Source organism: Desulfomonile tiedjei, assembly GCA_016212925.1.
Taxonomy (GTDB): domain Bacteria; phylum Desulfobacterota; class Desulfomonilia; order Desulfomonilales; family Desulfomonilaceae; genus JACRDF01.
Genome location: JACRDF010000002.1, coordinates 67511 through 90364, shown reverse-complemented (window position 1 = coordinate 90364; position 22854 = coordinate 67511). Strand labels below are relative to the sequence as shown.

At 54.1% G+C, this 22854-nt stretch carries 15 protein-coding genes; 10 read left to right on the top strand and 5 right to left on the bottom strand.

The genetic code is table 11. From position 1 onward, the window contains the following. The first annotated feature begins 699 nt into the window (after positions 1-699). The gene (locus HY913_00475; protein MBI4961727.1) at positions 700-882 is read left to right on the top strand and encodes a hypothetical protein; all 183 of its coding nucleotides are present in this window, start codon (positions 700-702) and stop codon (positions 880-882) included. 359 nt (positions 883-1241) lie between these two features. On the opposite strand, the gene HY913_00470 is transcribed toward HY913_00475, so the two are convergent. After that, complete coding sequence (locus HY913_00470; GenBank protein ID MBI4961726.1) at positions 1242-1763, bottom strand: hypothetical protein; 522 nt, start codon at positions 1761-1763, stop codon at positions 1242-1244. 376 nt (positions 1764-2139) lie between these two features. On the opposite strand from HY913_00470, the gene HY913_00465 reads away from it, so the two are divergent. Together HY913_00465 and HY913_00460 are read left to right on the top strand one after the other, a co-directional pair. Next, positions 2140-3219 carry a hypothetical protein gene (locus HY913_00465; GenBank protein MBI4961725.1) on the top strand — a complete coding sequence of 360 codons (1080 nt, stop codon included), beginning with the start codon at positions 2140-2142 and terminating at the stop codon, positions 3217-3219. A 51-nt stretch (positions 3220-3270) separates the two neighbouring features. Beyond that, entirely contained in the window at positions 3271-4047 is a 777-nt protein-coding gene (locus HY913_00460) for an AAA family ATPase (protein ID MBI4961724.1), read from the top strand. 910 nt (positions 4048-4957) lie between these two features. Here HY913_00460 and HY913_00455 read toward each other — a convergent pair. Next, the gene (locus tag HY913_00455) at positions 4958-8020 is read right to left on the bottom strand and encodes a response regulator (protein ID MBI4961723.1); all 3063 of its coding nucleotides are present in this window, start codon (positions 8018-8020) and stop codon (positions 4958-4960) included. Between the two features lie 691 nt (positions 8021-8711). On the opposite strand from HY913_00455, the gene tolQ reads away from it, so the two are divergent. From tolQ to HY913_00420, 7 genes are all read left to right on the top strand, one after another. Then, a complete protein-coding gene (gene tolQ / locus HY913_00450; GenBank protein ID MBI4961722.1) occupies positions 8712-9461 on the top strand; it encodes a protein TolQ in 750 nt (249 codons plus the stop codon). A 52-nt stretch (positions 9462-9513) separates the two neighbouring features. Continuing rightward, a complete protein-coding gene (gene tolR, locus HY913_00445; GenBank protein ID MBI4961721.1) occupies positions 9514-9948 on the top strand; it encodes a protein TolR in 435 nt (144 codons plus the stop codon). Beyond that, positions 9945-10820, top strand: a complete 876-nt coding sequence (locus HY913_00440; GenBank protein MBI4961720.1) for a cell envelope integrity protein TolA — start codon at positions 9945-9947, stop codon at positions 10818-10820. Before tolR ends, HY913_00440 begins: the two co-directional genes overlap by 4 nt. A 2-nt stretch (positions 10821-10822) precedes the next feature. After that, complete coding sequence (gene tolB, locus HY913_00435) at positions 10823-12136, top strand: Tol-Pal system beta propeller repeat protein TolB (protein MBI4961719.1); 1314 nt, start codon at positions 10823-10825, stop codon at positions 12134-12136. Between the two features lie 38 nt (positions 12137-12174). After that, on the top strand, positions 12175-12675 hold the full coding sequence (gene pal, locus HY913_00430; GenBank protein ID MBI4961718.1) for a peptidoglycan-associated lipoprotein Pal: 501 nt from the start codon (positions 12175-12177) through the stop codon (positions 12673-12675). Then, entirely contained in the window at positions 12633-13559 is a 927-nt protein-coding gene (gene ybgF, locus HY913_00425; GenBank protein MBI4961717.1) for a tol-pal system protein YbgF, read from the top strand. The genes pal and ybgF overlap by 43 nt, the downstream gene beginning before the upstream one ends. A gap of 651 nt (positions 13560-14210) precedes the next feature. Beyond that, positions 14211-16616 (top strand): penicillin acylase family protein, encoded by a 2406-nt coding sequence (locus HY913_00420; protein ID MBI4961716.1) that lies wholly within the window; start codon positions 14211-14213, stop codon positions 16614-16616. Between the two features lie 26 nt (positions 16617-16642). On the opposite strand, the gene HY913_00415 is transcribed toward HY913_00420, so the two are convergent. From HY913_00415 to HY913_00405, 3 genes are all read right to left on the bottom strand, one after another. Then, positions 16643-17257 carry a hypothetical protein gene (locus HY913_00415; GenBank protein MBI4961715.1) on the bottom strand — a complete coding sequence of 205 codons (615 nt, stop codon included), beginning with the start codon at positions 17255-17257 and terminating at the stop codon, positions 16643-16645. Between the two features lie 232 nt (positions 17258-17489). Continuing rightward, positions 17490-18902: a M23 family metallopeptidase gene (locus HY913_00410; GenBank protein MBI4961714.1), complete on the bottom strand. Its 1413-nt coding sequence runs from the start codon at positions 18900-18902 to the stop codon at positions 17490-17492. A gap of 604 nt (positions 18903-19506) precedes the next feature. Beyond that, a complete protein-coding gene (locus HY913_00405) occupies positions 19507-22743 on the bottom strand; it encodes a tetratricopeptide repeat protein (GenBank protein ID MBI4961713.1) in 3237 nt (1078 codons plus the stop codon). Between the last annotated feature and the right edge of the window lie 111 nt (positions 22744-22854).

The following is a 22854-nucleotide window of genomic DNA, read 5'->3' as shown; positions in this document are numbered from 1 at the left end:
CGAAAAAACATGTTGTAATAATTCTTTCAAAATCAGCATGATATACAGCTCAAGTCATCGGTCACCCATCCTTTAATTATAACTCTATACAATCAAATCTTTTTGCTTGACAGGGGTGGGGGGGCATGTTAAAGCCACGTTTCAACGAAGCCCCACAACGGGCTAAATTCAGTATCCTTAGCTTGAGCCTACGCCCTCAAGTCTTATATGAAGGATCTGAACAAAGGAGGATCAGGTATGGTGCTAAGAGTCGCTGCTGTCGTTTTGTGCCTTTTTTGTCTGCTTTTCACAACAATCGCTTCTCAGGGACTGGCGAGCGGGCCGTCGTACTGTGGTCCGGCACCATATACGTGTGCTCCCGCGCCCTGTGCTCCACCGTCCTGTCCTCCTCCAACCTGTGGGCCACCTTCTCCGTTCGCATTATGCGGAGGCATACTCGGGGCATGCACTAGCATTTGCGGCGCGTGTATAGGAATTCCTGCCGCTGTGATGTCGGCCATACTCGCTCCGCCTCCCCCAAGGCCTTGCGGTCCGCCTCCAATGTGTGCTCCCCCGGCTTGCCCGCCGCCTTCCTGTGGGCCTCCCATGTGCGGGGCGTACACTTGTCCTCCTGCACGCATCACCAAGTGCAAACCGGTTTCCTACGCACCCAGGTATGCTCCCTATCCCTATCCGCCTTCAGCCGGCCGGGTGCCGCTCATGATGCAAATGCCGCAGGCTTATTACACTCCAACCGTACCGCCTACAGGTATGGTGTCCCAGGCCCTTGAGATGCCTTTCAGGCTGATCTCCGGCGTCCTGAGCACTCCCTTCGGCTCGTCCTACTACTACGGGCCCTTTGCCGGTGAGCCGAAGACCCCCACGTTCGGGGGATATTGGTGAGGAGACTTCATCCGGATGAGACCTGCCGGAAAGACATAAACGAGCAAACCTGAAGATTAATTGAGTTTTATTACATAACGCGCTTATTTTACGAGCAAGTATCTCAGCCCACGGACGAGGGCCAGACAAAAGGCTGAGAAAGTTCAACCCAGTCAGGCAAGATGTCACCGCTGGCCGGCGGCAAGCTCCTGATCACAGATGAGGGGATAAAGTGGGATCCCCTCTTTCCACAAAACCCCAATTCCTCCTTATCCACGGGGACGCGAGACGTCCCCTTTTTTTTTTTACATTAACCCCGGGCTTTTTGCAGGGCGGCCGTCAAATTGGTGGCGACTTCTCACGCTGAATTGCAGCGGGCATTAGCGAGACTTCCACTCTTCTTTGGTTTCGCGTCTCAGCCTGGCTTTACGATCTTTCCGGAGTTGACGAACCGATTGTTCCTCCTTGATCTTGTCAAACCGCTCCCGTTTTTCCATATCGGCCAACTCCGCCTCCAGCCTAAGCTTTTCGGCCAGAACCTTTGCCTCGTATCTTGTGCGTCGCTGATCCTCGACGAGTATGTCTTCAAACCTCTGCCAATTCTCGCCGCCGCCTCGGCACTCCGCAAAGTGTTTGGCGACAAGCGCGCCCGGAATGGAACAGATGTACATACCGCAGGAGGGGCAGGATTGGGCTTTGCCTTCAGACTGAGGCTCCAGGGGTTCGTACCCCCAAGTCTCTAACTCTTCCGAGGAAAAATCGGTTTCGATCCACAGGTCCCTCCTGCGGAGATATCCCCATCCACGGCGCTCGCACCAGATGGTCTCCAGGATTTTTTCCGGAGCATCCAGGCGGTACGTAAAAGTGGACTGATGAATCCAAATTATTTGTCGGGAGGTCATCGAAGTCTCTGTGCAAAATATGTGTCGTCGCGCACTCAGCATATTATCCGGCGCGTTTTTCGTCAACATGGGTAAGTTAAAGAAACGAGCCCCGCGGACCGATGGTGGGATCGCTCACTTATCGGAATGCGACCGAGCGGCAGCAAAGTTTACTCGCCCGTCGTCGGGGATCGAACAGATCGGTCGCCTTGACAGATCACGGCAGTAATAATTAAGTTGATGGACAGAGCGGAGCATTCTTGACTCCGCATCGCCCATATTGAGGTTCGATTCTTTTTTCGGTGCCCCCTCTTTGCCGGCCAATGCGCTTTGATCGATAGGCGCGGTTGGGATGCTGAGGGTGGAAATTGCTTTTTCGGGGGACTACGAGGTAGCTATGGACAATTTCAAAGATACGCTCCGGATTCCCGGAGTGTTGGTAACAGCTGTTGGGAGCCTGCCTCACAGCGATGCAGGGCAGGCTGTGGATATGATTTGTAAAAGCCTCAAGATTGCTCCCCATGCGCCGCAATTGTCCGCGTCAGACCCTAGGGAGCAGATGTGGATACAGTACACCGAGGGTCTGCCGAGATTCAAAGTAGATTTGGACAATTTGAACTATTTTTTCGATACGTCGGGCGATCCTCTCTCGGATGTGGAGAGGTTCTACGAGGGTTATTTCCAGGTAATGGAAGGGGCCGCGGTAGAAGACTTCGCTATCGGTCCGGATTACGGCAGGGGAATTCACGCGTTCCTGGAGCGGCTGCGCGGGCGGCTGGCGAAGTGCGACTTCATAAAGGTACAGGTCACAGGCCCTCTCAGTTTCGGCCTGACTGTGACGGATGAGAACAGAAAACCGATTTTCTATCATCCTCTGTTCAGAGACGTGGCGGTTAAAGGGATGGGCTTAAAGGCAGTGTGGCTTCTGGAAACGTTCAAGCCCTTTGCGGAAAACGTAATTGTCTTTTTCGACGAACCCAGCCTGAGCGCGTACGGCTCATCGGCCTTTCTCGGAGTGTCTAAGAGCGACGTGATTGAATCACTGGATGACGTTATTTCGATGGTTGCGGACAGAGGAGGGATTGCAGGCGTCCATTGTTGCGGGAACACCGATTGGGGTATTCTGATGGAGACGGCCACTCGAATAATAAACTTCGATGCGGTGGACTACATGGGCTCCTTGGCCATTTACGCTCCTCAACTGGCCGGTTTTCTGGAGCGAGGGGGCGTGTTGGCATGGGGAGCAGTCCCTAATACGGAAAAGGTTGAACAAGAGGCTGCCGATGACATTATTCGCAGGATAAAGGCAGGGATCGATCTGCTGGAAAGAAGCGGTTTGGACCGCGGCGCCCTGACGCAAAGACTGCTGGTGACACCTGCTTGTGGCTGTGCAGGCCTCACCGTAGGACAGACCGAAACAGTCTATGCCCGGCTTTCCGAACTGGAAGAGAGGCTGAGCATCGACTCGCTTCGATAGAAATTTATCCGCTGGAAACGACAAAACCTTCCAGCGGCGAGAGGACTCATAATGGGAAAAACATTGGCCGTTGCAGGCAAAGGCGGAGTCGGAAAGACTTCGTTTACCGCTCTGGTTATCAAGGCGTTGGTTGAAAGGGGCAAAAAGCCTATCTTAGCCATCGACGCCGATTCCAACTCCAACCTCCATGAAGTGCTCGGTATCAGGGAGCCCAAAAGCGTAGGTTGTGTGCGAGAAGAAACACGGAAGGCCGGGGAAGATATTCCCGGAGGCATGACACGGGATCGATTCATGGAGTACCAGATCCAGGCCTCATTGGAAGAAACCAAGGATCTTGACTTCCTTTCCATGGGACGCCCGGAAGGGCCTGGTTGCTACTGCATGGCCAATAACATCTTGCGCGAAATAATTCAGCGCCTTACCTCCAACTACAGTTTTGTGGTCATCGACAACGAAGCGGGTTTGGAGCATCTTTCCCGGAGAACCGAAGAAGAGGTCGACCATCTTTTTATCATTTCCGACCCCGCTCCCAGGAGCCTGAGGACCATCGGGCGCATAGTGGAATTGATAGATGAACTGGGAGGCCGGGTTCACAACAAACATCTGGTGATAAGCCGTGCTCAGGGAGCCCTTGAAGACCTTCCTGAAATGACTCAAACCGAGATCCAACGCCTGCCCTATTCTCCCGAGGCTGTTATTCCGTACGATGATACGCTGGTCAACCTGGATCTCCAGGGTGTCCCCCTGTTACAGATCCCTTCCGAGGCGCCTTCGTACACGGCCGTCAAGAAGCTGCTTCAGGATCTGAACATCTTGAACGGGGCGTAATGGATCGGTACCGGTCCTGCCGGTTCTCATGCTTACGCCGACCCAAAAACTCCAAGACCCGCCACACGTACTTGCTTTCAGACAGGCAACTTACGGGGGAAACTTTTCCGTCCAAAAAGGTTCTCCCCGTAATTTATTCTTTTAAATGCGCATTGGAATAAGGGGGCTCCCCAAGACCCGCGACAGGTGCTCTGGTGAATTGGCCGTTTCAATTACGGGTGGGAAATTTCTTGACTTCCCGGATAACTCCTCTATACTAGAAACTGAATTCATTTTTCTTATGCTTTTTGATTATGGTGGAGGTACTTGGGCTACCTTTTTTTGCGAGTATGGTTCTAGGTTTGTAGGGAGAGTGTTATGGTCTACACGGACGCCCAAGCTTGGTTGGACGCTCACGAGCTTATCGAATGCAAGCCGCTGAAGGGTCGCTGGACCCGCAAAACATGCCTGGAAATCTCCAGGCGAGGACGCAGGATGCCGCGAAATGCTAAATCCCAATTGAATGCCTTGTCCTCGCGGACGCTCCCCTGCGCGAATTGCCCGATTCTGGCGGCGCTTGAAAAGTAGTCTTTCGCTCATTTCTGATTCCGGTCAGGCAGATTTGACGCGGGGAAACGCCGCAAGACAGCCGTAGTCTGCCCTCGCCAAGCCTGACCCCCTTCGTTGGTACCGATCCCCTTCAACAAATTGAGAAATGAGCTAATATAGTCTTTCTCAAAAGTTCTGTCCGAATAGAATCGCACTGCTGGACAAGCCAGTCCCGCGTTGGCGGGACACCCACAATTCAATCCGTAATTAATTTCGAGAACTTCTATATTCGCTTTGCGGCCGTCGGCGTGAAAGACTCGGTGCGAGCGGCAGGCTTACGGGTGTTTGGCGGGCACGGACGCCCGCCGTTCTATTTCCGGTGTCAGGAAGACAGGTCCGTGCTGATCTTTTCGATCTGTTCTCGGACGGTTTTCTCCACCGCCTCCAGGAGTTTGCCGCGGATTTCATGCCTCAGTAGATCCACTACTTCCTCCTTCTTTGGGAGGGACCCGCGGGTTCTCTCATCGAAAAGTCCTCTGGAAACGGTTTCGAGCCAGACGCGTTCGGGCAAGGATTCGTGAATCGCTTGAGCGAGGCTCTGAGTGAGGATTTCCTGGAAGCGATCCCGCTCCGGCAAAGCGCCCCTCATTACATCCAGAATCTGGTCTGTGGTGGGAAGCACCTTGGCCAGCGCTTCCTCGACTTCAGCCGCTGAGAAAGTCGCTTCAACTTTACCGGCAAGTACCTCGCGCACGGTTGCGGTTATTTCGTCCTTAGTAGGCATCAACGAGGTCATCCGCTGTTCCACGCGGGATAGGACAGCGTCCGCGGAAGGCATTGCGTCAAGAGATTGGCTGAGCCTGTCCATCACCTGATCAGATGAAGGAAAGGCCTCCAAGGCCTGATTCAGGCGGGCCAGCACCATGTCGGACGTGATCGCAGCGAATCCGGATTCCAGGCGCGTTTCGATGTGCTCTTTGGTCGGCAAGGCCTCCAGTGCTGCCCCAACCTTCGAGTTGAACAGGTCCGGAGATATGATTTTGTCGAGCCTTTCGTTGATTGCTTCAAGCATGGGGAGTGTGGCAATGGCTTCCTGAAAACGATTCCGGATGTCCTCCTCAGGTACGGAAGACTTGAACGCGGTTTCGATGCGTTCCAACAGGTCCTCTGAAGTCGGTAACGCGCCCATGGCTCCGTCGAACCGCGTGTTGATTTCTTCAGCGGAAGGAAGCTCCTGCAATACCTTGTCCAAGCGCGCCATGACTTCTTCCGGCGAAGGCAAGGCATCCTTGATCGCGTTATCCACCTTTTGAGCCACTGCTTCTCGCGAAGGAAGCTGGGCCGCTATCATCTGGTCTATCCTGGAGGAGATCTCCTCACGGCTAGGGATTGAAGCTGCAATCCCCTTGACAACGGTCTCCAAAACCTCTTCTTTGGAGGGGACAGCGGGTCTTACGGCCTTGTTGTACGCCTCGAAAAGCTCGTCCTTGCTGGGCATTTCGCCTTTCATCACGGTGTCTACCGATTCAGCAAACTGAGCCCTTGTGGGCATGGCTTCGCCAACTTTGGAGCCGGTAACAGCGGCCACGATTTCGGCAATGTCCGGTCCGAATGCGCGGGAAGTCGGAGGCGCAGCCTCAGGCGCTGGTGCCGCCGGCGCGAGTTCCGGCTGCCAAGGCTTCTCCGGCGCAACAGCCACAGCTGGTTCATTTTCAAACGCAGCCGCAGCAGGTGTGAAGGCCAATGGCGGGACGACCGCGGGTTTCTCCCTAGGCGGCGCTGGAGCCGGCTCCGCAATCTCATCCTCGGGAGGCGTCTCGGGGAATTCGTGAAGCGTTATCTCGTCGAAGGAAATATCTTCTGTCACCTCCAGCATAGGTTCCTCTTCTTGAGTTTGTTCAAAGAGGATTTCCTCCGCTGACGCCGTGTCCAGCGTCAATTCCTCAAGAGGGATCTCCGGGGCCGTTTGTGCTTCAAGCGCCAGTTCTTGCTCGAAGGCCACGTCTTCCAACGAGATTTCCTGCTCCAGCCCCACTTCACCGGTCTTGTCCTCGGGGAACTTTTCCGTAGGAAACTCCTCGGTGGGTAGTTCTTCTCCGAAAAATTCCTGAGTGGTGATTTCTTCGGGGCCCGTTTCCTCCAGGGTCAACTCATCTTCACCCTCTGCCGCTTCAAGGCGGGGCTCCACATCTAAGACAAGGTCCGGACCTTCTTCGAGGGTCACTTCACCAACAGTTACGTCCTCAAGATCTTCATTCGCCAACTGCTCCATTTCCAGGTCTTCGACCGGCATGGTATCAGTGCTCTCATCGAGATCCAGCCCCAGCCCGGCTTCCTCATCCGCATGCACGGGTTCCAGTTCCTCGATCTCAATTTCCCGAAGCTCAGTATCTTCCTCCAAATCTATGACATCGACTTCGGTTGTTGTCCCTGTGCTAGCGGAAGTGTCCTTTACCAGAGAGTCGTCGTCGAGGAAAAGATCTTCGGAAGTTAATACTTTCGATGGTTCCTGCACCTCCAGAATCTGCCCGATCTCCGTGTCGTCCAGATCTACGCTCTGCCCCGTGGGCAAGCTCTCCTCCGCTTCCTCGGAGTCCAGTTCCAGACCAAGTTCGTCCACATCCATATCAACGGTGACGGAATCCTTGCCCGCATATTCCGGGGACGCATGTTGCGAGTCGATTGTGGAGAAGTCAGGTAGCGTCTCGTCAGAATCAGGCTTCAAATCGAGGGCTTCCTCATCCACACCAGGCGTCTCTGCCGGGATGTCCGAGATCAGCTCAATAGTCGGTTCGAATGAATTGCCTTCATCCAGCTCATCCTCCAACCCCATGTCTTCCAGGTTGAGTCGAACAGTGTCTTCGTAAGTCTCCTCTCCTGCCTCTCCCGGATGATCCAGTTCGGCCACCAGGGTTCCGGTGTCAATTTCCACCGTGTCGCCCACCGAGGTGCCCCCGTCATCGTGTTGCATGGCGACATTGGACATCGCCAGCAACTCCTCGGTCATATCGCCGGAGTCTTCATCCGTGAAATCAATTAATATTTCTTCGTCAGCATCTTCGACCACATCGGAAGAGGAAATTCCCAAAAGGGAATCCACGGCCCGCCTGAGGACCGTGCCATCAATGGGCTTGCTCAGATATCGGTCAGCTCCCGTGCTGTGGACCTGAGCGGGAGGAGGCCCGCCGGGGTCTCCGGTCATAAGCAGAATGGGGATATTGGCGTACTCTTTGGAATCCTTGATCTTGGTTACCAACCGCCACCCGGGAGCGTCCTCAAGGACTGCGTTCAGGATTATAAGGTCGGGTTTTTGGCTTTTGATGGCCTGTTTCAGCTCCCCTGAGCTGGAAACGTTTATAAATTCATTATCTTGAGCCAAGAGATAGCGCGCCACTTCGTCCCGGCTTCGAGGGTCTTTATCGGCCACGACAATCCGGTAGGACATGTCGACCTCGCAGGTTTTTCTTAAAAAATACAACAAAATCAATAGAACTGTCAAGTTATTTCAAAGTTGCGGTTGAGGCCGATTCGTCCGGTTTTAGGCTGCCGGAACAAAATATCCTACAAAATGTCTTTAGTTTTGTGACTAACTTGCGAACATCAGACGTACAAATCATATGGCATTTTGCGCGGTGGCTGTCGGATTTCACATGTGTCAGCCACTCGCGTAATTCGAGTGCGTTTTCAACTTATGAAGATAATTCATGGCTCTTACGGCTGGTCTCCGAAGCGAAATCAGCCACGCGGAGTCTTGGTGTTCGTAGCGCAAGGGATGTGCCGGTGGCGGCGTGGCTGCTGTTGAAGAGCATCCACCGTCCGGAAGAGAACCCGCATGCGCCTTGCAAAGAATGCGGATAAATGAGAAACCTCAGATGCAAATACTTGATCAAGGCTTTGGAATTGTTTTTGAAACATGAGCGCGTATACACATCCGGAAGGAGGACAATAAAGGCCGGCGCCGGCCCTGCTATACGGAAGCTGGCCGATCTGTTAGAATCAGTCGATGGCAACGAGAATAAAGCCATAAGAATGAACTTTAAAAAAATGGTGTAATATTTGATAACCAGGTTATAACTTGACTTAAGACCAATAATAGACTAAGGAATCCTTGATTCGAAAGAAAGGAGAGTCTCTCTATGCCCGAGGCATTTGCCACGGCGTTGCCCGTACACACAATGAACGACCAAGGCCTATGGCACATAATCATGGGGGCCGGATGGGTAGTTAAGGGCGTCATGCTGCTTCTTCTGCTTTTTTCAGTCATTTGTTGGGGCATCATTCTCACCAAGGCCATCACCTTGTCACGCGTGCGCAAGGACACCCAGCTTTTTTTTGACGCCTTTCGTGAGTCCCGCAAATTCTCCCTTTTATACGCGGAGGCGAAGCAATTCACCTTCAGCCCGTTGGCCCAGGTTTTCAAGGCGGGGTACGCTGAACTGAACCGGCTGTCGAGGCTTCAGGCAGCAGGCCAAAAAACCGCGGACGAGGCATCCCAGGAGCCGGAATACGAACGAACCGGCATGGACAACGTCACGCGATCGCTCCAACAGGCTGTCACCGCGGAACGGACCCGTCTGGAAAGAGGGGTTAGTTTCCTGGCTACCACAGGTTCGTCAGCCCCGTTTATAGGGCTTTTCGGAACTGTGTGGGGCATCATGGAGTCTTTCAGGCAAATCGGAGTGATGAAAAGCGCCTCACTGGCCGTTGTGGCGCCGGGAATTGCAGAGGCCCTGATCGCGACCGCGGCCGGTTTGGCTGCAGCAATACCGGCCGTCATCTTCTACAATTACTTCTTGAGCCGGATCAACAACATTTCTACGGAAATGGACAACTTCTCGTCAGAGTTGATCAACATTATCGAGCGGATATACTTGCAGCGGAAGTAGACGGCGATTTCATGCAGGACTCAACCTTTAACAATAGGACAGGGAGCATTTCATGGCCTTCAGCATGAACTCAAACAAAAAGACGGCAATGTCCGAGATCAACGTCACCCCTCTGGTTGACGTGATGCTTGTGCTGCTGATCATTTTCATGGTCACAGCGCCGATGATGCAGGAAGGCGTGTCCGTGGAACTTCCTCAGGCCAAAGGTACACCGCTGCCGAAAGAACCAAATCAGAAGGAAATGGTCATTTCGGTCTCCGGCCCGGGCAATATCTACATGAACGATGTCCCGGTGAAGGAAGACCAACTTCGGTCAAGAATCGTGGAGGCCACCAAAGAAGGCGCCACTCGCGACGTTTATCTTCGGGCTGACCAGAACGTTCCATACGGAACCGTCGTCCGAATAATGGCCGTGCTAAAGGAAGCAGGAATCCCGAACCTCGGCGTTATCACCAGTCCCCAACAGGAACGTGCTCCGACACGATGATCCGCGTCCTTTCCAAATCCTCCTATGGCGCGTCTCCGCGGATGCTGCTGTTCTCAGCCGGCCTCCACGCCATTCTCCTGTGCGCCATAATTCTGGCATCATTTTCAATGGTTCGCCGGCCTGCTCCCAGCGAGGAAGTCATCAGTCGGATAAACCTTGTGGATGCTGCGCCGGGACCTGCTGTTGTGGAGCAGGTTGAACATGGCCCAATAAAGGCGCCTGCTGTCCTGCCCCGAGAAGAGCCGGAACCAATGGCCAAGGAAGCGCCGGAATCTGTCAGGCAGGTCGTGGAGCATGCAGCCATGACCCCTTCCCAGAATGACGCGATACCCTTGCGCAAGAGAAGGAAGCCCGCTGAGCAAGTGGAGAAGCCCAAGAAACCGGAACCTAAAAAACCGGACGCAACGGCCTCGAATAAGAAGGAAGATCCGCAGAAGTATCTGGAAAACAGGCTAACCGCGCTTCGTGATAAATTGAAAGATCGCAAGACGGCTGCATCTCCGTCTCCTGCAGTGGCAAATGACGGGCAAAATCCCGGAAGGTCCGGCTCCAATGATGGTGGAAACGCTGCCGAAGAGAACCTGCGCCGATGGCTCGAAGAGGTCCGCAATCGTATCAATTCCCGCTGGTCGGTTTTTGGAGACCTTCGTCAAGTTCGCAGGCTCACGGAAGTCCGTGTGAAGGTTGATGATGACGGACATCTGATGGATGCGTCCGTTGCCGCAAGCTCTGGAAGCCAGGTCTTTGACCAGTCAGCTCTCAGGGCGGTTTTTCAAGCTGACCCCTTTCCGGCCATTCCGCCCGATGTGAGCGAGAAGATTCGCAAAGCCGGCGGCCTCGCTCTAAGATTCGCACCAGGGGGAATGCAATAGGAATGGCGCTGACTTGCCGCATTATTCGCCTCTCTGGCTGGCTCTGTTTTTTCCGGGTTATTTCTATCCTTTGCCTGATGATCCTCATCGAACGCCCCGTGTACTGCCAGATATATGTGGATATCGACAAGCCGAAAGTCGCAAAGATGCCGGTCGCGGTCGCGGACCTGCAATCTTCGCAACCCGGACCTTTGAATGGTCGCCACCTGGCCGGGATCATCAAGAACGACCTGTATCTGACCGGATTGTTTCAGACGGTTGAACCTACTTCCCTGCCCTCCGGGACGCCCACTGGTGAGCCGGACTTCGAGTCCTGGTCCCAAACCGGAGCCCAAGCCCTCATAACCGGTTTCTTTCAAGCAAACGGCGACCAGCTTGTCGCAGAGATGAGGCTTTACGAAGTCCCCATGAAGAAGATGCTGCTGGGGAAAAGGTTCACCGGCCGAACCGGCGACCATCGGCAGATCATGCACAAGTTCGCGGACCATGTCATGGCTCAGCTCGACAAGATCCCGGGGTGCTTCTCTTCCAGGATCGCTTTTGTGGATGCCTCCCAGAGCAGAGAGATCTTTAGCATGGATTTCGATGGCCACGATCTTCGGCAAATGACGCGCACCGGTGCGCTGAACCTCTCCCCGGAATGGTCTCCGGATCGCGGCAGCATCGTTTTTACTTCGTACGTGAATCGAAACCCTGACCTGTGGGGTCTGGATTTGGCGACGTTGCGATCGTATCCAATATCGGCAAGGCCTGGAATTAACGCATCTGCGCGGTATTCTCCGGACGGAGGTCGTATTGCGTTATCGTTAAGTGCTAAAGGAATACCTAAGATATTTACAATAACACCGCAAGGTCACATAATAAAAGTGTTGACTAACGGTAGAGGGAATGATATCTCTCCCACATGGTCGCCAGACGGATCGGCCATTGCCTACGTTTCCGACCACGCCGGGACACCGCAAATTTACGTCATTCCGGCCGAAGGGGGTCCGCCCAAAAGACTCACTCCCGCCGGAAGCAAATACAACACCGATCCTGACTGGTCGCCCCAAGGCGATTTACTGGCTTTCACTTCAAGGATCGACGGGCGGTTTCAGATATGCACTATGAGGACCGATGGAACGGACTTCCGGGTTTTGACCAACAAAGGGGCCAACGAAGACCCGGCCTGGTCTCCCGATGGAAGGATGATCACCTTTACATCGAATCGGGACGGAAAGAAATTGATATACCTCATGGACGCCCGCGGAGAGATTCAAGTTCCCATTTCTCCCATTTCCGGAAAGACTCCTGCTTGGTCCCGGAACTTCAGATAAGGGGCCCTGGAGCGCCGGTGGGCGGCCAGAAGTCCGCCATTTTTTCTCGCCACACATTCCGCGGACTGCTCATCGTATGCATTCTATGTATTCTGGCCTCAGGATGTGCGCCCAAAATCGTCAAGCCCGGCCCAGGCCAGGGCCAGCCCGGTCCCGGTTGGCAGCCCCAACATCCGGTATTGGAGCAACAACTCCAGGCTGTGCAGGCTAATCTCAAAGCCGTGTATTTTGATTACGACAAGTACACCCTTTCTCCCGAAGCCCAATCCGCGCTTCAATATAATGCCGAAATCCTGAGAAGCTCACCGCAGGTCTTGCTGGTGTCCGAAGGACATTGCGACGAGAGAGGGACCGCGGAATACAACCTCGCCCTGGGCGATCGTCGGGCCAGGGCTGTTGTGGAGTTCCTGGTTAGTCTGGGAATTCCCGCTAATAGGTTCTCTACGGTTTCGTACGGTTCGGAGATCCCGGTAGACCCCGGTCACAATGAGGCAGCGTGGGCAAAGAACCGGCGGGTATACCTGAGGGTTTCGAAGTAATGCTGTTCAAAGAATTCCTTGTTCAAGCCCAAAAGCTGTCGCGATCGTGCTGGAATGCCACTTCGGTGGCTATGCTATGCATCCTTGTGATCGTGACCTCTTTGACCGGATGTCTCAGCAGATCCACCGGCCCAACCCTTCCTTACGTCAAGCCGGCCAATTCCGTGCCCCAGATTGATCCCGTCCCCATGCAGATAACGTCTCGGATGCAAGACATGGAAGGCGAGGTGCAGCGTCTCAGGGAAATGATTGAGCGGTTACAGGCTTCGGGTGAGAATGAGCAGTCCATAAGGAATCTCCAGGAAAGGGTGGCATTAATAGAGCGGCGGCTGGGAGCCGAACGCACTGCTCAAGGCACCACCGAAGCACCAGCCCGTGGAACTCAGGAAGCCAGGTTGTCAAGCCAGATCGCGCCCCAGCCTGTTGGTCCTCCGGAACGTCAAGCCCAACCCGCTGCGATTCCCGATCCGGCCGCTCCGGTTGAGATACGCAGCACGCCGCTTTCCCCGGAGGAAAAGGCGTACCGTGACGCTTATGCAGCATTTAGAGGCGGTGCGCTGGATCAGGCAGTCTCCTTGTTCGAGGACTTCCTTAAGAAACATCCGAAGAGCCAATACGCGGCTGATGCCATCTACTGGATCGGAGAAGTGCGCTTCGGCCAAGGTCTTTTTGATGAAGCTGTCCTCCAGTACGACAGAGTTATTAAAGAGTTTCCGGGTTCCAAAAAGGAACTCAGCGCGCTGCTGAAGCAGGGCCAAGCTTTTGAAAAGATGGGCGACGGCCGATCGGCCAGGATAATCTTTCAGAAGATCGTAACCGATTACCCGCATACGGCCCAGGCACGAGCCGCCGCTGGGAAGCTCAAGACCACCCATACCCAATGATACGGACTCCCCTTCCAACGATGGACATGATATAGCCTTCGAGATCCTGACAAAGGCCGGCAAAGGGAAGATTACCTACGCCTTTTTTTCAGGGCTGGCGAGGCTATGGAGCGACCGGTTTACGACGCCGTACAAATTCCCACTGATACAAGTGAGCATTGCGGGCGCCAGAGCCGTCGCTACCGTGCTACGGTAGGGCCGGCGCCCAAACAAAACTTTTGGCCGTATCGCAAAGCGAAATTCCAAAGAACTGGTAGGTCCGGCGTCCCTGTCACGCCAGGGGCGTGATTGATTTATCTGCGAATAGTCCACCGGCACGGAGGCCGGTGGCTACCAAATCCGAAGATCGTTCTTAAAAATCGGACATTATTCTTGGCAATTGTTTTGAACGTCTGCCATGATGCGGTAGCTCTGACCGTCATTGCGGCGAAAACCGGAATCCAGTCCCGCGAAACGCGGGATTCATACCAATGCGCTCTCGTACAAGTGAAGATGGCGGGCACGGAGGCCCGCCGCCACCGCATTATGGTAGCGGCCAGAGCCTGCCCCGGACCGCGATCCGGGGTCCCTGCCGGCCATTCCTAATGTCACTTCGTTGAACGCGCATTGGTCTAAGAGGACGTCGGTACGATTCCCAAGTAGGGGGCTTACATGAAAGGCAAACTGGTTAAAGGGCTGGTCGCTGCGGGAGCAATCTCCATCTGTGTGGTCATAGCGGCAATTGTTGTTGTCCCGTGGCTGAATACCTATCAGGAAGAAGGGACCATCAAGCTTTCTGCGCTGAAGCACCCCGTAAAGGTGGTTCGTGACGAGAAGGGAATGGCTTACCTGCGGGCTCAAACCGTCCGCGACGCGGTGGCGGCGCAAGGCTTTATAACAGCCCAGGACCGGCTGTTCCAGATGCAGCTCACCCGGATGCTCGCGCAGGGCCGGATATCCGAACTTGTGGGTCCAAAGGCCAAGGCCCTGGACATCAGAATGAGGACCATCGGGATGCATCGCCTGGCACGCAAGCATGAACAAATACTGGATCAGGAGACCAGGGACCTATTCCAGGCCTATGTGGACGGCGTGAACGCATTCGTCGAAAGCGGCCGGGACCGCCAGATAGAGTTCCCGGTATCCGGGCTCAAACCCGAAACGTGGACCATATCCGATTCTCTTTCGGTGCTGTACTACATGGCATGGACCACTTCAGCGAACGTCCAGACCGAAATAATTACGCAGATGCTCGTGGAGAAACTAGGGCTGGATAAGGCTAAACAGTTGTTCCCGATTAACGTAAATCCTGATGACCCCGGCGTTCCAGGCACCCGATCGACCCAAAATACACCGGCCCTGAGCTTACACTTGGCTTCCGACCATGTTCTTCGCGATTACTTGGATTCTGTCGCTCCACTGCAAGGCAGCAACAATTGGGCAGTTGCAGGGCGACTGTCCGTCAGCCGCAAGCCCATTGTAGCAGACGATCCTCACCTCGACGCACGGGTCCTGCCCGGAATCTGGTATCCGCTGGGCATAATCACTCCCCAGTTCAGGGCAGTGGGAGTCATGGTGCCGGGCATACCGGGAATGTCCATAGGCCGGACGGATCATTTGGCCTTTGGGGTTACCAACGCTTATGGCGATTGTCAGGACCTTTATGTGGAAACTCTGGATCCCAAAGATTCCGGCAGGTACATGGAAGGGGATACTTCATTACCGTTCCAGGTGGTCAAAGAGACGCTAAGGATCAAGGATAAAGATTCATCGAACGGTTATCGGGAAGAAGAAACAAGTATACGCTTCACCAGGCGGGGCCCTGTGGTATCCGGCACCCTCCCCGGGCTCCGAACGAACAGGGTGATAACGCTGCGATGGGCGGCCAATGAATCAATGGAACCCCGAATCGGGCTTACCGACTTGTTTACGTCCAAGACCGTCGATGAGCTACAGGGAGCTCTCCAGAGTCTCAGCATGATCGTACTAAACTATGTCTTTGCAGACAAAGCGGGCAACATAGGCTGGTTTGTGTCGGGCCGGCTTCCGATTCGCTCACAGGGTGAAAGCCTCACGCCATACGAGGTTCGTGACGGAAACGACAATTGGGTCGGATGGATCCCGCCGGAAAAGATGCCTCAGAGCCGGAACCCTTCCAGAGGGTGGGTCGGTACATGCAACCACAAGACGACGCTCAGTTCGTATCCGTACTACTATTCCAACCATTTGTCGCCATCTTACCGGTACAGACGGCTAATGGAGCTGCTGGACGAGCCAGGGCCCAAGGCACCGTCTGACCACTGGAAATACCAGAGAGATGTTCACAACGTTATGGCGCGAGATATTGCCCCTGTTATGGCAAAATCCCTCCTTGGCCGTCCTGAAACGAAGAAGATGGGCGAAATTCTGAGAGCGTGGAATTTTCAGGAGGACCTCGACGCAGCGGCCCCAGTGGTGTTCCAAGGTGTTTACCGAAACTTTGCCCGGCTGGTCTTCGAGGATGAACTCGGCTCCGACCTAGCCGCGCTCATGCTCGGAAGCTGGTACTACTGGCAGGAGCGTCTCCACGGCATGGTGAAACAGGGCGAATCACCTTGGTTTGACGATATCCGAACGCCTGGGAAAAAAGAAACAATGGACGATCTCTTTCAACAGGCGGCAATTCAGCTAGTTCGGGACATGACCCCTTCTTATGGTTCGGATCCGGACTGCTGGCGATGGAGCAATGTACATCAAATGGAAATCGTGAATCCTATCAGAAGAGAGGGGTTCGGTAAGGGGCTGCTAGGGGGTGGTTCCCACCCGATGGGTGGTTCGGGCGAGACGCTCTATCGCGCCATCTATGGGTTCAACGAGCCGTTCTCCGTGGTGAATTCCGCGTCCCTGAGAATGGTGGCTGACCTGGGAGACGACGACAAAGTATTGGCCGTTATACCCGCTGGTATCACAGGGAGGACTTTCCATCCACACCAAAAAGATCAGATCGGCCCTTTTATGCAGGGTGATGTTGTGTACTGGTGGTTCAACGACGAAGCTATAGCGAAGAATACAAAGAAAACTCTATTGTTGGAACCCTAAGAAGAGGACACCGCTCTCGCAACAAACTACTGGCCATATCCCTGGTACGATTGCGGGGCCGCCTGATATTGTTGCTGGGGCATGGCTTGATATTGTTGCGGCATGGCCTGCTGATATTGTTGAGGCATAGCCTGTTGGTACTGTTGCGGCATGGGTTGTTGATACTGTTGAGGGGCCGCCTGATACTGCTGAGGCATGGCCTGGTATTGCTGAGGCGCTGGATTTTGCTGAACAGGCAGCTGATATTGTTGGCCGGGTTGCGGAGCGTAAGACCCGTATCCTGGCTGCATTTGCTGGGGCTGGCCATAAGCTTGAGGCGCCTGCGGCGGATAATAGGACCCGCCGGGTTGCTGGTATTGTTGAACCGCACCCTGTGGACCTCCCACGGTATAGGAGCCCTGAGCGCCTGGGGCTTGGCCTCCGGAACCAGGCTGATTGGCCCCCGGGGTCTGGCCGGACCACCACGGATTGAATTGATAGGCAGGATTACCCGTCCACCAGGCTCTCATGTCCCCCAGAGCGGAGTTGTCTATAGCGTCCCTGCTGGAGCCGCCTGAAAACAGGTAGTCGAGGAAAGCGTGCGCGGGAACTGCCGAGGCCATCACCATCACTATGGCGGTCAGTAATAGGATCTTCTTCATGGCGGCTGCTCCTCTGCAAGTGATTTAGACATATTAATTCCCAATTATGATACCGCGTCTAAAATAACAGGTCAAGTATTCAAGTAAGGATGCTGATTGGCACAGATCTTTTCACAATTGTCACTCGAACGCGCGTGATATGTACGCCGAAAGACCGTTGCGCACGATCCTCAAGGCAAGCATCAAACTCTCGGTTCCGCAATGCTAAACGAAATGAGGGGTAGACAGTTGCTTATTGGTAGGAAGAGGAAGTGGACAGTCTTGCCTGGACGCCTCGTGCGTTCGCTGTCGCGCGAGCGGGGTTGAGCAGCCGTTCTCGCTCCGCCGCGATTGACACGAACCGACTCTTCAAGGGGCCGGCCACGCAGCGGGCGGTTTGGATCATTTTGTACTTCTGCGGGTTCTTATGGTCGCCGTTGACCAGCCATTCAAAATGTAGATGCGGACCTGAAGCCAGGCCGGTCATACCCACCAAACCAATTCCCTGGGTCTGTTTGACGCGTTGCCCTTTTTGGACGCCAATACGGGAGAGGTGCCCATAGCGGCTTTCGCAGCCATTGTCGTGTTTCACGCAGACATAATTGCCGTAATCACCCTTCCAACCTGCGAAAGTAACTGTTCCGCCCGCGACGCATTGGACAGGGGTGCCTTTAGGGGCCCCATAGTCCACGCCTTGGTGATGTTTCCAATATCTCAGAATGGGATGAAAGCGCCGGCCATAATTGGAGGTTACCCGGATTGCTCCCCTGAGCGGAGTCCGTAGAGTATCCTTCTTCAGCGCTTCACCTTTTTCGCTGTAATATTCGTCCTTATGTTTCTCGTTCTTGAAAAGTACAGCCGTCTTTTTTCCAGTCCGCTTACCCTCGTAAACGGCGTAGAGCACACGGCCATATCCGGAAGGGCGATCATCTGCGTAACGTCGCTCGAACACGACCTTGCATAGATCACCGCGCTTGGCCTCTCGTTCGAAGTCGATATCCCACTGAAAAACCTTGGTCAACTCACCGGCAAGCTGCATCCCTTCGCCAATACTCAGCAAAGAGTTAACCAAGCTGCCTTTGACTTGAAAGGAGATGGATTCAACCCTGAAATCAAGTACGACTTCTTCCTTCCAGGATCGTATCGTGTCGTCCTGAACTGCTGCGTGGAACACGTTGGAAGGATCAATTTCGACCGTTGCTTGGAGAAAGCGTCCTTCCCGGTCGAGGACCATGTAGTATCTCGTTCCGGGCTCAAGCGTGGTGAGACCGTCAAATGTCTTTTCACGCGCTTTTTGAATGACCGAGGCCAGACTCAGCGTTACTTCCTTGGCTGATTCCTCGTCCGGCAGATTCGCGCTCAAAACTGAAAACAGGGTGTCGCCTTCGCCTGTGTCCCCGAGGATCTCCTGGGAACCGGCGGCCTGCTGGACATCTGAGCCCGGCTCGGAAGCCATGGGCCTGGAAGCGTGGTTCGGACCCGCAGGTATGGGCGGGGACGGAAGATTACAGGCAAAGGGGAATTGAGACCCTTGGGGGGTAAACAGGCAGAAATAGCTCCCAAAGACGAGTCCACTCAGCAAAATTACAAAGAAAACCGCTAACAGTGCTGACGGACCGACTCGGCGCCCTGAGATCCGCTTTATGTAAAGGCGATCTGCTCTCACAGCCTATTATCCATACCTCTAAGGACAAAAAACTAGCATTAATGAACAGATCAGTCAATGCTAAATTTTGTGAATGTGAAAAGAAAACCTTCAGCCGCCTCATTACGTAGGAACATTTCCATAGTGAGGGTGTCAAGTACGATTACTCAACAGGTTAGGGGATCTGGAAAAAAGCGTACATCTGGCAAAGTGGCTTGCCGCGGACAGGCATATTGTCCGGAAGGGAGCGGTCGCCATGAGGGCGGACCAAAAAAGGTGGCTGGAGCAATATGCGGTGACCTGCAGAGTATTCAAAGGGAGATGGAGCATCCGTCATTGTTTAAAAATGTACAATGACATCAAGGACCTTAAAATCCATATGTCTTCGCGGATCAGAGGAAGAGTGACGCGTCATGAATCTGCGTACAATCCATGTGAGCGCTGCAAGGTCATGACTAGTTACATCGACAGCTTGCCCACGGATCAGGAACGCTGCGATCAGAACTGCGAAGCCTCATGCAATGAAATCCGGGTTGCATGACATATTGAACGTCTCTGTAGAGTAAAGTGCCTTATATGTGACCTGAGTATGCTTCGGCCTGCTAACGGTCGGTTTTGTTCCTCGCTATTTGGATGAACCCAACCCTCTCTTGAAAGCTTGCTGAATTTCCGCAACAGTGCTCCAGCGCTTGTGTGGCTCTTTTTCAAGGCATCCCAGGATGATGGGCTCCAGCCAGTCCGGAACCGCAGAATTGATCAGTCTGGGGGGAGCGGCGAAAACCCGCGTGTGTTGAAACTTGTAATCGTCAAACGCGGGTCCCTCAAAAGGAAACTCCCCCGTTGCGGCGAAGTAAATCAAAGCCCCAAGAGAATAGACTTCTGAAGCTCTTTCGGGAACCGTAGCGGGTTTTGCCCGGAAGAACTCCGGCGGCATTGTAGCCGGATTCATTCCCGGCTCTTCCCATCGCGGACGCTTCGCCCTCGTAAGGTTCCTATAGATTTGGGCGTATCCAAGACCGCTTATACGGCATAGCGTAAGGTCTTCGCTCACGAAGATCACCGATGGCTGCAGATGAAGGTGAAATGCTTTTCGAAGTCGTCCGTCGCGGCCTTTGTAATTGTGAGCATAGGCCAAACCATCAATAATTTGGTCCATCAGCCGCAACCGTACACCCAGATCAGGCGGCCTGTTTGCCTTTACGACCTGCTCCAGGGTTTTCGGAAGATAGGGATGAATGAGCCCGAACTCATTCGTCGGCCCTGTAACCGCTTCTTCCAAAGCCAGGATACTCTCATGTGCCATGCTGAAGCTCTGGTCTCCCACTTCTTCAATGAATTCTTTCATTGCTGTGGAATCGAGCAGACCCTTTTTGAAAATACGGATCAGCACGAGCCGGTCAGTGTTCACCTCCGCGCCTACCTTCACGGTGCCCCACCCATCACTCGACACCTCTTCAGCATCCTTGTAAGCCAGGCCTCCGGAGGCTGGAAGGAACAGTTCTTCCCGCGTGTAACGAAGCTTCGATCCTTGGGAATGAGCTGACACGAAAGTCGTAATGGCTTTCTCCGCCACTGGTATAGTCGGCGCGGTAATGGAGATGAACTGAGGCTGCACTTGCGGAGTGGGTTTAGCGCTTTCCTCCGGTATGGCCGATGCAGGCTTTTCAGGTTGGGCCGGCTTTGATGCCTCCGGTTTTGTGGGCGCCGGGGGCTTCGAAACCTTGGCGGCCGGCGTCGGTTTTGCCGCTACCGGACTCTCTTGAGGCCAACCTTGGGCCCGAGAGGCTTGGCCGCTCGGTGGTTGAGTGGATTCCTTCACGGGGGCACTCGCCACGGATGAGACAATAGAGGGTAAAACACCCGCACTTGCCCCCTGGGTTTGTGCCTTCGCGGCCGTCGGAGAGTACTCGCGGCCCGCGGGAGCCGGTTTAGACCCGATCGAATCAAGATAATTCCTGATCGGGGTGTTGAGCGGGTCCTCTTTCCGGGCCCTTTCAAGCACCTGCCGGCAAGTGGTACCGTCGGCCTGGGCTTTTACCAACTCCTCGGCGGTGACTGAAACAAGCCGTCCGATGCCATGTTGCAGTACGGGCTCCAGGAAATTGTGCTCAACTGCAATTCTCGCGGTCCTCTCGATCAGTTCCTCGTCGTCGGGCTTCGATTTGACCATGAGGACCAGGTGTTCAACGCTCTTCCCGTACTCGCCCCTTTGCTCGTAAGCCCTGGCGAGGGCCCCACGAATCAGTGCATTCTCCGTTTCATGCTTAACCAGTCGCTCCAATATAGACACTGCCGCATCGTTGGAAACGCCCCTCTTGATCAATTGTTTCAGCATCTTGGCATTTAGTTCGCGGTTTCCTTCTTTTATTGTCTGCTCGATCAGGTCGTTATCTATAATGCATTGGGCAAGATCCGTGAGGTAATCCTGGTTGACACCGTCTATCTCCTGGAGGAGGCGCAACTTTTCCATGTATTTCTTAAGATCTCCCCGAGTGAGATAAACAGTACTGAGCATTTTGTTAACTCCGATCGCTCTTGGCTGGAATTCCAAGACCTTTTCATAGACAGCCACCGCGTCGGAGTGGACTTCGGAGTGCGCAAGGAATATCTGGGCTATTTTCTTGATTATTAACGGGTTGCCTTCGGCGATGGCGTCCTGGACGCGCGCGTTCTCCACGTATATTCTTGCGGCTTGCTCCATATAGATTTCGGACTGGTCCTTATCCAGCTGATGGAGTATGGTCAGTTCGCTCACGGCCCTTCTGTAATCGCCGCCTTCGCTGTAAATCTCCGCCAGGAGTTTGTGCAACCGTTGATCCGTCCGGTCGTATTCGAGACATTTCAGGTAGATCCGACCCGCCTCGGGGGTCTTGACTCCGTCTTCCACGAACTCCTCGCACAGGGCCTTCACCAGATCTTTATTGTCCAAGTTGATGGCTAAGTCGGACTGCCCCTCGCTCATCAGGAAATTCACCGTGTCTGAAATAACTTGGGTTGCATCGCCTCCCATAGGAATGAGCTTGACGGCATGTTTGACCAGTCTCTTCGGCTCCTTTAATCTGCGGTAAGTCTCGAAGAGTCTCTTGTGGATTTCATAACGCTTTCCGTCATCAGGTTCATTTTCCAGGATCTGTTCGTATATGTCCGCTGCCTCGGCTTCGCGGCCCTGGGCGCTCATCAGTTCGACACCCAGAGCGTAGTCGTCCGTGGTCTTAAGCCCTCCCAAAGCACGCATCTTTTCCCAACACTGGATCGCCTCGGGGATTTCATTGGTTTGCTGATGACACACGGCCAGTCGTCTATATATGTCGGGATTTCTTATTTCTCCTCCCTGAAGCCCCAGGTAGTTGTTGAACTCCTTTATTGCGTTCCCATAATCCCCGGCGCGAAAATGCTCTTCGGCTCGCTTCATCGCGGCGGGAATCGACGCGGCATGAACAGCCACCTCCTTGGTTCGCTTCAGTTTCATCAGCCAGAACAAGCCCGCGCCGATCAACGCGGCGATGACAATGACTGCAACGGCAATGAGTATGGGAGAAGACCCACTGATGGGGGGCGCCTCCCAGGCCTTAGTGTGTTCCTTCAGCACGTATCCCGTGACTTTCTTGCCCGGAAGCCTAACCTCTATAAAATCTTCCTTTGGCCCGACCGCTTCGAGGATGACGCCGTTGAAGGCGGTATCCAATACTTCCGAGCCCACTTTGGGCTGGGAAAAGACCTTTGCCGAGATGCCGTCGGGCGCCACAATCTTTACCGCGTTAGGAAACTGGCCTTGACCATAGACCGGGGCGAGAAAGCAACAAGCGGAAAGGGAAAGAACAAAGCAGAATACGAGAGCTTGTCGAGAGAAAGTTTGTTTCAAGGATATTCCCTCATTCAATGGAGGTCGCTATACTAAGAAACAATCAATCTTACCATAGAATGCGCGATGGGAGCAAATCCTCTCGGCACTGAAAAGTCGAGAAAATCCAAT

Coding starts and splice junctions, on each gene's coding strand:
- HY913_00475 (MBI4961727.1), top strand. CDS start 700: ATGATGCAAATGCCGCAGGCTTATTACACTCCAACCGTACCGCCTACA.
- HY913_00470 (MBI4961726.1), bottom strand. CDS start 1,763: ATGACCTCCCGACAAATAATTTGGATTCATCAGTCCACTTTTACGTAC.
- HY913_00465 (MBI4961725.1), top strand. CDS start 2,140: ATGGACAATTTCAAAGATACGCTCCGGATTCCCGGAGTGTTGGTAACA.
- HY913_00460 (MBI4961724.1), top strand. CDS start 3,271: ATGGGAAAAACATTGGCCGTTGCAGGCAAAGGCGGAGTCGGAAAGACT.
- HY913_00455 (MBI4961723.1), bottom strand. CDS start 8,020: ATGTCCTACCGGATTGTCGTGGCCGATAAAGACCCTCGAAGCCGGGAC.
- tolQ (MBI4961722.1), top strand. CDS start 8,712: ATGCCCGAGGCATTTGCCACGGCGTTGCCCGTACACACAATGAACGAC.
- tolR (MBI4961721.1), top strand. CDS start 9,514: ATGGCCTTCAGCATGAACTCAAACAAAAAGACGGCAATGTCCGAGATC.
- HY913_00440 (MBI4961720.1), top strand. CDS start 9,945: ATGATCCGCGTCCTTTCCAAATCCTCCTATGGCGCGTCTCCGCGGATG.
- tolB (MBI4961719.1), top strand. CDS start 10,823: ATGGCGCTGACTTGCCGCATTATTCGCCTCTCTGGCTGGCTCTGTTTT.
- HY913_00420 (MBI4961716.1), top strand. CDS start 14,211: ATGAAAGGCAAACTGGTTAAAGGGCTGGTCGCTGCGGGAGCAATCTCC.
- HY913_00415 (MBI4961715.1), bottom strand. CDS start 17,257: ATGAAGAAGATCCTATTACTGACCGCCATAGTGATGGTGATGGCCTCG.